Genomic DNA, 10,655 nt, shown 5'->3' on the forward strand with positions numbered 1-10,655 from the left:
ATACAACATATTTAAACTTGTTCTTCCTTCCTATCCATTTTAGAATCTAGGATAAGTAGGTGATATATATGCGCATGACACGTTATACGGACTATGCGATCCGGTCGCTTTTATTTGCAGGCACACATGCGGATCGACTTGTCCGAATCCAGGAAGTAGCGGATTGTTACGACATTTCTAAAAATCATCTGATGAAAGTCGTCTATCGTTTAGGACAAAATGGTCTGATTCATTCTGTCCGTGGTCGTGGTGGTGGATTTCGCTTAGCAAGTCCTCCGGATGAAATTTATCTCGGTGACGTCGTACAATTGTTCGAACCAACGACTCATTTTTTGGACCCGCAAGAGGGAATGGTGGAACATCCATCTCTTGACCCTGCACGAACTGCCTTTGATGAAGCGATTGAAGCGTTCCATCAGGTACTTAATAGTTATACGATCCAGGATTTATTGCATCCGGCAAATGAACTGCATCCACAAATTCTTGAAATGATTCCGAGGCGCAATTGATGCGTAGCGGAATCATTTTTTGTTGCGCCCGCATCATCAACGATTTCTCATCCGCTGCGTGGTATACTCATATAAGAAAGGAGGGGTACAGATGAACCCTCATGAAGAACTCAATAGCCTATATCTTCGATTGAAAGAGGAAAATCCGTCACTCGAACGTGGCGAATCACTTTGGACGATTTTTGAAGATACGACAGACGATTCACTTCGCCCCTTAGCATTATGGACCTTTTCTCAAAACCAGTTTGATCTCGGACATTTCCGCTCGTTCCTCGTCTCGTTTTCATTATTGATGGACTGGATTCGTAAGGACGAACTGACACTGACACATAAACAGGAGCTTGACCTGTACTGGAACTATAAATCGTATTTGATTTATGCCGCTGAACAAGAAGACGTCTCGATCGCTTTGTTAGAGGCAGATTATGAACGTTTTAGCGACTTTTGTGACGCCAATGGATTTGCGCGGACCCGTGATTATATCGGTTTCATGATTTACAGTAAACTTGGTGACGAAGAACAAGCGGATCAATACTTGGAAGAATGGATTGATGCCCCTTCCGATGAACTGAGTGATTGTCCTTCGTGTGAAGGATTCAGCCGGATGACGTACGCGATTGAACGTGGTTTCGAAGACCGGGCACTTCTATTGTATGCAGCAATCCGACACGAGCGCGGTTGTTCACGGATGCCGGACCAGGCACATCCGTACATCTTGCCATTGTTCATCAGTCGTAAACAGGACCGATTCGATTGGATGGAGAAACTCACACAAGAAGTACGCCGCGTCAAGCCGCTCTTCACAGGTGGTGACGAACCGTATCACCTTTATGCCGAAATGTATTACAACCCGAATTACGTCTGGTCGATGGAAGAGAAAAAACAATTGATTCCGCTTTTGACAGATCGCGGCTACCTTCAGTTCTTACTCGCTCATTACGCAGCCTCTTACCGATCAGCCCGTAAAGAAGAAGCCGGCTATCTCGGATTGCTCCGTTCGAATATTTATGAAATTGCCCAAAGTCTTGACCACCGCATTGACGGTTCCTTTTATCTAGACTTTGTCGAACGTGAACTTAAACGGGTCACACAATTTGTCGGTTGATGCACCACGAAAGGAAGTGTCGTCATGCTTGATCATGTTCAGTTAGCTGCGCCACCTGCTTCAGAAGATGCGACCCGGGCTTTTTATGCCGGGCTATTACATATGAAAGAAGTCGAAAAGCCCGTCGGTGTCCGTGCGACGGGTGGCGTTTGGTTTACAAGTCACGCTGCAGCGATTCACGTTGGCATCGAACAAAATTTTCAGCCGGCTAAAAAAGCACATCCCGGCCTTACGTTTCCCGACTTGGATGGTGTCGCCGAGCGCTTGAATAAAGCCGGTCACCCGGTCACGTTTGACGATCGGCTTGCACCGCGCCGGCGATTGTTTACGGAGGATCCGTTCGGAAACCGGATCGAGTGTATCGAAAGCCAGTTGACGCCGATTACTCCGGATAAACTAAAGGCAGGTTCGCATGTCCGTCTCCTTGCGCCTGCTTCGAGCTTAGCGAGTGTCGATGAAAAAATCATCAATGACGCCATCGAACTGTTAGAAACGCTCGGACTCCGCGTCTCAATCAGTCAACATGCCCGCGCCGTCAATCCGTTCGGTTCGAGCGACCCGGCTTGCCGAATCGACGATTTACATGCCGCTTTCGCCGACAGCGACGTCAACGCGATTCTTTGCGTACGCGGTGGCTTCAGTTCAAACGAATTGCTTGCGGGACTCGATTACGATTTGATTCGGACCCACCCGAAGATTCTTTGCGGGTTCTCTGACATTACGGCGCTCAGTAATGCGATTTTCACAAAAACAGGTCTCGTCACCTACTCAGGACCGATGTTACGGGCACTCAGTTCGCGTGACGCCTACACGCTCGACTACTTCAAGAAGATGTTCTTCGGCGTCCAAGCGATCTCCGTTCGTCCGAGCGTCAACTGGCATGACTGGTTTGACGACCGGACCGTCACGTCCTTGAACGACGGTCATCTCGTTTTAGCGAGCGGAAAAGCGAGCGGCCGGATTCTCGGGGGAAACCTTTGTACGTTGAACTTATTACAAGGAACGCCGTTTTTCCCCGATTTGCGTCAAGCCGTCCTCTTCTTAGAGGACGACTACGAAGTCCATCCGGCGACGTTCGCCCGTGACTTTGCTTCGTTACTGGCACAACCGGGCGCTGACGAAATCCGTGGCATCGTCTTCGGCCGGTTCCAACTGACGACGAAGATGACGGAAGAACATTTACGTTATCTCGTCAGTCTCTACCCGCAACTTAAAACAATCCCCGTCATCGCGAATGCGGATTTCGGTCACACGGAACCTTTATTTACGTTCCCGATTGGCGGGATCGCCGAGCTTGACCATGATCAAATCACGCTGAACGCGAAATAAAAAGAAGGAGTCGCGGCAATCCGCGTCTCCTTCTTTTTTTAATAGTCGAGCAATCTCGAAGCGTCGATTTGGCGCTTCGATCCATCGGCGAACATTTCAAGTGTCGCGAGGATCTGATGATCTATAAGGTCATATTTCACTAATGTAAAATCTTCAAGAGTCGAGATCGTCTTAAACGTCTTCCCGACGGTAAATGCCCGCTTGCGACTGGCATCAAAAGCAGGAATTGTCACGAATACGACCGTGATTTCCGTTCCACTCGTATCATAATAAAACTCGACGACGCGACCGTCTGCTGTCTCGGGTAAGTTCCCCTTTTGCGGTCGTCCGGATTCATCTAATTGTACATATGGCTGTAACATCTCTTCTCCTCACTTTCTCCGTCATTCATCATAGCATGAGAAAACCATTTATGCTAATCTATAAATGATGTTGAAAGGGGGATGAGTCACGGATGGCATGGTTCATGAACGGAATTTTGCTCTGGGGCTTTATCATGATTACACTAATGGCGATTGGCGGCTTCTTCATGTTCCGGAAGTTCTTAAAAAAACTCCCGAAAGAAGACGGCAAATCGATGATGGATTGGGAAGATGAGTACATCGACCAAACACGACACTTGTGGACGGACGAGACAATGGAGTTATTGAATGCCCTCGTCATGCCTGTTCCGGCGGCGTTTCGTGACGTCGCACGGCGGAAAATTGCCGGACGGATCGGTCAGTTCGCACTTGAAGAACATGCATCGGTCATGACGTCAGAGCTTGTCGTCAAAGGATATATTTCAGCGACTCCAAAACGTGATCATAATTTTTTGAAAAAAGCCTTAAAAGAACACGCAATCGATTGGCGTGAATACGAACTCTACTTCCAACGTTAATGATGGCAGAATCAATCTACTTTGAGTGAACGAGATTCTATGTGATGTATTCAAAAAATGACCGCTTTGTCCATTAAATCGGACAAGACGGTCATTTTTCATGATTGTGGTAAATGTTCGACGGGAACAATCCCCGACTTAACTTGTTTGTACTTCAGATACATGGCGATTCGCCACGGGACGATCATTCCGAACGCGACGAGATAGAAAATTCCACCTGTCTCAAAAATATCGATTTGACCCCCGATCACAAATTTTGCGACCGTCCGTACGAGTAAGATTCCGAATAAGACGATAAAAAATGCTTTTGAACGTTGCAAATAAATTTGACCTTCTGCTTCATAAAAATTTGACGTCTTAATCAAGAAGACACTGAAAATCATCCCGACAATCAATGCTTCCGCGACCTCCGTCCATGTCAGACGAGATGCCGGGTATAAAAATTGCAACATCCCGGTCGACATCGCGAACGGAGGGATTAAAATCTTTTTGGCATTTGTCGGTTTCGCCGACGCCTTCACCCGTATGAAGCTGATGAGTAACCCCATCACGAGCGCAACCCCTGTTGATATCCAAATCATCTCATCACTTCCTCGATTAAAATCCTGTAAATCCAACGATATCACTCATCCAGGCCGCAAATTTACTCAAGCCATTGAAATACAACATGACTCCGAAGACCATCATCAAGGCGCCACCGAATTTCGTCATTTTGAGACTGTACTGGACAAGGAGTTTCGAGCGTCCAACAAAAAAGGCCATTAATAAGAAGGGAATCGAAAATCCAAGGACATAAAACAGCATGTAGAGCATACCTTGGCTCGGATTCGTCGCCGCTAGACCGATGACACCAGCAAGGATTGGACCTGTACAGGGTGTCCAGCCTGCCGCAAATCCGATTCCGACGAGGACTGTACCGATGTAACCGCCCTTGCGTTCACCAAGATTCAATTTTTTTTCACGCATCAAGAACGTCGGCTGCCATAAACCGACTAAGACGATCCCGAAGACGAAAATTACGAGGGCCCCAACCATCCGTAATGTATCGCGATACGTGATGAAGACGTCCGCAAAGAGTGACGTCGATAATCCAAGGACGACGAATACGAGTGCGAACCCGACTAAAAAGGCGAGTGTATGGAAAAGTGAACGTCTTTCCCGGACACCTTTTTCTTGTAAATCCGTTACAGATACTCCGGTAATGTACGAAAGAAATACCGGATACAACGGTAGCGTACAGGGAGACACGAATGACAGTAACCCTGCCCCAAATGCTAACCACAGCGAGAGCTCCATTTCAGCAGCTCCTTTCTATAAGAAGAAGTTCTTCTCTATTTTGCCAAACTCCGCATCATTTAGCACCTATTATCTCACAAAAGATAAGAAAGATTCGTGACTTCTCAAATTACAAAAAAATTACATTTACTTTATCTTACTAAAATTTCGTTGCACTCCGAATAATCACTTGCTAGAATATGGATACGACACCAATGTAAGGGAGACTGCTATGACAAGCCAACAATTACTGACCTTAGCAATTGAAGCAAAACGAAGCGAACTGTATCTTCAAGCAGATCGGTCTAGTTTCACCTCCCCACATGTATTGAAGCTCAGTCATGAACTCGATCTGTTATTAGTCGAGTACACACGGATTATGCAAACTTATGCCGTTGGCTCTTCAAATGAGCGGCTCCTCACATAAAACGAAAATTCAATGCAGTCATTTCGTGGCACCTTCCATTAAGTGTACTTGTTTGATCACTAATCCTTTTTAAGCAAACCCTCTTTCCATTCAGAGGGTTTGTTTTTGTTCAATCGCTTTTTCATTGTCGTGCCCTCCTTCTTCTCTCAAACCTCGCCTCCGGTCAAATCAGAAGATGGTTCAACTTATTTTTAGACAAGGGATTGATTCATGACTTTTGTACATTACAATTGCTTCCGTTTATTCTTTATATAGGCATAAAGACTTACGAACCTACTTAAAAACCATGCTTTATGACCTACTAATGACAAAAACACGCTTTTTGCAATCTGTTTGTCACACTGACCTCTTTTGTAACTTTAATGACATTGACCTGTAAACGCACTACCCGGTTTCGGGGTGTAGAGTAGGAACAGTAAACACAGCATATGTCAGGAGGACATCAATAATGAAAAAAGCAGTTTTCGCTGCAGGACTTGCAGCAACGGCTCTATCAGTAGGATTCGCCCAAGAGACAGAGGCTGCCTCAGAGACGGTAAAAGTAGACACAGCAGTACTCAACGTTCGCACAGCACCTACAACAGCATCAGCAGACGTAGGTAACGTATATAAAGGGCAAACATTAAATGTCGAAGGACGTTCTGGTGCATGGATCAAAACAAGCATCAATGGCCAAAAACGTTATGTACATGGCGCATATACTACTGCTGCCTCATCATTCGACTTTAAAAAAGCTACAGTCACTACGGCAGTATTAAACGTTCGGACACAACCTACTACGAACTCGAAAGATGTAGGTAACTTGTATAAAGGTGAAACAGTAAACGTAGAAAGTAAAGTCGGATCTTGGATTAAAACAACAATCGATGGTAAAACGCGCTATGTGCATAGTGCTTACACTACACTTTCTGGTTCTACTGCTTCGACTTCAGCAGCTCCAGCTCCTAAAGCAGAAGCAAAACCAGCAGCTAAGCCAGCACCAAAACCAGCGGCTAAACCGGCTACTGCAACTAAACAAACGACTTCAGCGAAGTCTGGTACTAAAGTGACGATGAACGTAAGTGCATACACGAACGATCCATCAAGCAACGGTAGCCAGCTTTACAACGGTCGTGCATTGACTGCTAGCGGTTATGATGTAACAAACACGATCACGTACAATGGTATGCGTATCGTAGCAGCTTCTTCACAATACCCGATCGGCACACGGATGCACATTTCAGGTATCGGTGAAGCAATCGTTCTCGACCGTGGTGGCGCAATTCAAGGTAACAAACTTGACCTTCTCGTTGGTTCACAGCAAGAAGCCATCAACTGGGGACGCCAAAACGTCACAGTAACTGTCTACTAATTAAAAAAAGTAACAGCAAAACCTGCCGGGCGAGATCGCCTGGCAGGCCTTTTTGTGTGCATTTACGTAATCGAAGTCACATGACCCGACTGTAATTGATACATTTTTTTATAGAGTCCGTCTTTCGCAATCAACGTTTGGTGATTTCCTTGTTCGACGACTTCCCCTTGATGTAACACAAGAATCAAGTCGGCGTCCTGAATCGTCGATAACCGGTGAGCGATTGCAATCGTCGTCCGCCCTTCCCGCATTCGTTTCAATGCCGTCTGGACTTTCTCTTCCGTCTCCGTATCGATTGAACTTGTCGCTTCATCCAAGATTAAGATTTTTGGATCACGCGCCATCGTTCGTGCAAATGAAATCAATTGCCGTTCTCCGGCTGAGAACGTTGCCCCGCGCTCGGCGACCGGGCTATCATATCCCTCATCAAGTTGGTGAATGAAACCATCCGCCTGAACGAAACGGGCCGCCTCTTCAACGGTTCCGAACGAAATCCGATCGTCAAACAACCGAATGTTATCAGCGACACTTCCCGTAAAGAGGAACGAATCCTGCAGGACAAGTCCGACGTGACGCCGTAATTCATCTTCCGGTAACTGTTCGAGCGGTTTTCCATCAATCAAAATTCGTCCCGACTGATAGGCATAAAACCGCATTAAGATGTTGATGATTGAACTTTTCCCGCTTCCCGTCTGACCGACAAGGGCAATCGTCTGTCCTTTTTTCGCTTCAAAGGTAATCCCTTTCAAGACTTCCGTCTCTCCATCATAACTGAACCGCACGTCTTCAAAGACGATATGTCCATCCGTGACGCTCGCTGCACCAGGCAAGCCTTTCGTCGGTTCCGGCTCATCCGTATCGAGAACCTTAAACACACGGTCGGCCGAAACAATCGCCTGTTGGAATTCAGACAACCGTTGCATGATTTGTTGAACGGGTTGGAAAATGCGTTCAAGATAACTAATGAAGGCATAGACGACACCGACTTGAACCGTCTCCGTAAATGATAAGAATCCAAAGTACGTGACGAGTGTCGCGATTGAAAGCGCCAGCATCAGTTCAATGATTGGACGAAGTAACCAACTGTCGAGCTTTAAGTTTTTATAACGACCATTTTGGTGGGCGACGTTCGTCTCTTCAAATTCCGCCATCAATCGTTTTTCTTGGCGGAATTGCTGAATGATCGCCATCCCGTTGATTGATTCATTTAACTGCGCATTGATTTTCGATAACAAATCGCGGACTTCTGCATAATATTTCGTCGAGTACTTGCGGTAGATCCAGATGACGAAATAAAATACAGGCAGTAAGACAAGTGCGATTGTCGCAAGCGTCGGGTCCAAGAAATAGAGAAAGATATAAGTTCCGATCAATTGGACACCACTTTGGACAAACGTCGAGAGGACGCCGATGTAGAGTTCCTTGATCGCTTCCGTATCATTCGTGATCCGCGAGACTAAAACCCCAGCCGGTGTCCGGTCAAAGTAAGCGAGTCGCAGGTGCATGACATGACGAAACACATCAATCCGTAAGCGCTGAATGACTTTTAACGCGATTTTTTGAAATTCAAAGGCTTGCAAATAATCGACGATAATTCCTGTCGTATGCAAGATGAGGTAGGCACTAAATAATAAGGCGACTTCCTGGACTGGATAATTACCAGTCGTGACATAGTTGTCAATGAAGATTTTAACTAAATAAGGTCCTCCGAGTTTCGCACCCGTCGTGACCAATAAGAGAAGGAACGCCACAAAGACTTGTTTCTTAAAGGGACCGACAAACCGAAGCAGACGCTTCAAGACGTCTTTTTCATTGATATCATGATTCAAACGGTCCACCCCCTTGTTCAACTAATGATTCGAGTTGTTGATGGTCATACGTTTCTTTATACCAGCCTTTTCGCCGCAACAACTGCTCATGTGTCCCCCGTTCGATGATCCGTCCCGCGTCGAGAACGATGATTTCGTCCGTATGGGAAACGGCCGACAAACGATGGGCGACGATGATTTGCGATTGTTCGTTATCAGCTGTCCGGAAATGATCGATGATCGCCTCTTCTGTCTTCGCATCGACGGCCGATAACGCGTCATCGAGCACTAAAATCGGACAGTCGGCGAGTAACGCCCGGGCAATCGAAATCCGTTGTTTTTGTCCACCGGATAACGTCACGCCGCGTTCTCCAACCATCGTCGCGTAACCTTCTTTAAAACCAAGAATATCGTCATGGACAGCAGCAACACGAGCTGCTTCCATGATTTGTTCCATCGAAGCGTCCGGTTTCGCAAAAGCGATATTGTCCGCAATCGATGCTGAGAACAAGAAATGATCTTGCGGGACGACGGCGATCTGCTTCCGGACCGTTTCGCGGAGGAGTTGTTTAATATCTTGCCCCCCCATTCGAATGGCCCCTTGTTTGACATCATATTCGCGGGTTAATAACCGGACAAACGTCGACTTCCCAGCACCTGTCCGCCCGACGATTCCGAGCGACTTTCCAGGCTCGAGTGTGACATCAATCTGTTCGAGAACCGGCTGTGTGTCATAGATAAAACGGTCAATCGCGATATCGAGTCGTGGTGAATCGACGGTCGTCACCGCTTCCTTCGCATCTTTAATTTCCGGCTCCACGGCAAGCATCCGTTCGATTCGGTCATACGAAGCACGTCCTCGTTCGACGATATTGAATAACCAGCCGAATGCGAGCATCGGCCACGTCAAGAGACCTAAGTATGTAGTGAAGGCGACGATGTCACCGATCCGGATTTCCCCTTGTTGTAACAAATATGCTCCGTACCCGACGGCGATGATATACGATAAACCGACGAGTCCAAAAATCGTTGGATCAAACAACGCATCAATTTTCGCGACACGACGGTTTTTTTGAACGACGTCGTCCGATAACGATGTGAATGTCGTCACGTCTGACTCGACTTCACCCGTCGCTTTTAAAACACGGACGCCACTGATACTTTCTGCTACTTTGTCATTCAAGTCAGAAAAGGCTTCCTGTGCATCATGAAAACGGGAATGCAGCATCTTTCCGTAACGCGATGTCAAGTAGACCATCAACGGCATCGGCAGAAGGGAAACGACCGTCAGTTTCCAACTGATTGTCGTCACCATCATGACGACGACAAAACCTCCCATTGTCACAGAATCGACGAGCGTCAAAATCCCTGCCCCTGCCGTCATTGAAACCGCTTGGACATCATTCGTCGCATGCGCCATTAAGTCTCCACTTCGATATTTCTTATAAAACGATTGGTCTAAATCTGAAAAGTGACCATAAAGCTGACTCCGCAACAACCGGCCCAGCCGGATCGATGCGCCGAAGATGTGAAAACGCCAAAAGTAACGGATAACGTAGGTCGAGACTCCGATCAATACGAGCACCCCGGCGAGTGTAAACAATCGCTCTTTCGTCAATGTACCGTCACTTAATCCATTGACTGTCGTCCCGATGACTTTTGGTGGAATCACTTCGAGACCTGCGACAAAAATCAAACAAATGATGCCGATGCTATATGCTTTCCATTCAAGTCGGAAAAACCAACTTAATTTCTTGAAGACTCCCATTCAAGTCTCCCCCCCCTTTTTCAAATCAATTGAGTATTTTAAATAGTCTCACATTTTAGATTAGCCATCTTTCCAGTAAATAGCAAACAAAAAGGAGACCACAAGGGTCTCCTTTCAGACTGTAGACAAACCCTCATTTCCGCTTGGAAATGAGGGTTTGTCTTATGTATGCGTAAAAAATATGACACTCCATTAGGATTCCG

At 46.5% G+C, this 10,655-nt stretch carries 11 protein-coding genes; 6 read left to right on the forward strand and 5 right to left on the reverse strand.

The annotated features are described in order from the left end of the window. The first annotated feature begins 68 nt into the window (after positions 1–68). The 3 genes from KNP96_RS06835 (at position 69) to KNP96_RS06845 (ending at position 2,943) form a co-directional block, all read left to right on the forward strand. Positions 69–509 carry an RrF2 family transcriptional regulator gene (locus tag KNP96_RS06835; protein ID WP_088836768.1) on the forward strand — a complete coding sequence of 147 codons (441 nt, stop codon included), beginning with the start codon at positions 69–71 and terminating at the stop codon, positions 507–509. Positions 510–600: 91 nt separating this feature from the next. Next, positions 601–1,614 (forward strand): hypothetical protein, encoded by a 1,014-nt coding sequence (locus KNP96_RS06840; RefSeq protein ID WP_029333318.1) that lies wholly within the window; start codon positions 601–603, stop codon positions 1,612–1,614. Between the two features lie 24 nt (positions 1,615–1,638). Beyond that, on the forward strand, positions 1,639–2,943 hold the full coding sequence (locus tag KNP96_RS06845; protein WP_214769793.1) for a VOC family protein: 1,305 nt from the start codon (positions 1,639–1,641) through the stop codon (positions 2,941–2,943). Between the two features lie 38 nt (positions 2,944–2,981). Here the strand turns inward: KNP96_RS06845 and KNP96_RS06850 are convergent, their stop codons facing one another. Continuing rightward, positions 2,982–3,305 (reverse strand): hypothetical protein, encoded by a 324-nt coding sequence (locus KNP96_RS06850; RefSeq protein ID WP_029333315.1) that lies wholly within the window; start codon positions 3,303–3,305, stop codon positions 2,982–2,984. 92 nt (positions 3,306–3,397) lie between these two features. On the opposite strand from KNP96_RS06850, the gene KNP96_RS06855 reads away from it, so the two are divergent. After that, positions 3,398–3,823 (forward strand): DUF2621 family protein, encoded by a 426-nt coding sequence (locus KNP96_RS06855; protein WP_214769796.1) that lies wholly within the window; start codon positions 3,398–3,400, stop codon positions 3,821–3,823. 98 nt (positions 3,824–3,921) lie between these two features. Here the strand turns inward: KNP96_RS06855 and KNP96_RS06860 are convergent, their stop codons facing one another. Together KNP96_RS06860 and KNP96_RS06865 are read right to left on the reverse strand one after the other, a co-directional pair. Beyond that, positions 3,922–4,404, reverse strand: coding sequence for a CcdC family protein (locus tag KNP96_RS06860; protein WP_029333313.1), 483 nt, complete (start codon positions 4,402–4,404; stop codon positions 3,922–3,924). A gap of 16 nt (positions 4,405–4,420) precedes the next feature. Next, a complete protein-coding gene (locus KNP96_RS06865) occupies positions 4,421–5,119 on the reverse strand; it encodes a cytochrome c biogenesis CcdA family protein (RefSeq protein ID WP_029333312.1) in 699 nt (232 codons plus the stop codon). A 211-nt stretch (positions 5,120–5,330) separates the two neighbouring features. Between KNP96_RS06865 and KNP96_RS06870 the strand changes: the two genes are divergently transcribed. Both KNP96_RS06870 and KNP96_RS06875 read left to right on the forward strand, forming a co-directional pair. After that, on the forward strand, positions 5,331–5,525 hold the full coding sequence (locus KNP96_RS06870) for an aspartyl-phosphate phosphatase Spo0E family protein (protein WP_029333310.1): 195 nt from the start codon (positions 5,331–5,333) through the stop codon (positions 5,523–5,525). 448 nt (positions 5,526–5,973) lie between these two features. Then, on the forward strand, positions 5,974–6,876 hold the full coding sequence (locus tag KNP96_RS06875; RefSeq protein ID WP_088836764.1) for an SH3 domain-containing protein: 903 nt from the start codon (positions 5,974–5,976) through the stop codon (positions 6,874–6,876). Between the two features lie 62 nt (positions 6,877–6,938). Here the strand turns inward: KNP96_RS06875 and KNP96_RS06880 are convergent, their stop codons facing one another. Then, positions 6,939–8,705, reverse strand: coding sequence for an ABC transporter ATP-binding protein (locus KNP96_RS06880; RefSeq protein ID WP_214767393.1), 1,767 nt, complete (start codon positions 8,703–8,705; stop codon positions 6,939–6,941). Further along, a complete protein-coding gene (locus tag KNP96_RS06885) occupies positions 8,695–10,452 on the reverse strand; it encodes an ABC transporter transmembrane domain-containing protein (RefSeq protein WP_214767391.1) in 1,758 nt (585 codons plus the stop codon). The genes KNP96_RS06880 and KNP96_RS06885 overlap by 11 nt, the downstream gene beginning before the upstream one ends. Positions 10,453–10,655: the final 203 nt, after the last annotated feature.

It is taken from the genome of Exiguobacterium sp. s133 (assembly GCF_018618595.1).
In the GTDB taxonomy this organism is placed as follows: domain Bacteria; phylum Bacillota; class Bacilli; order Exiguobacteriales; family Exiguobacteriaceae; genus Exiguobacterium_A; species Exiguobacterium_A oxidotolerans.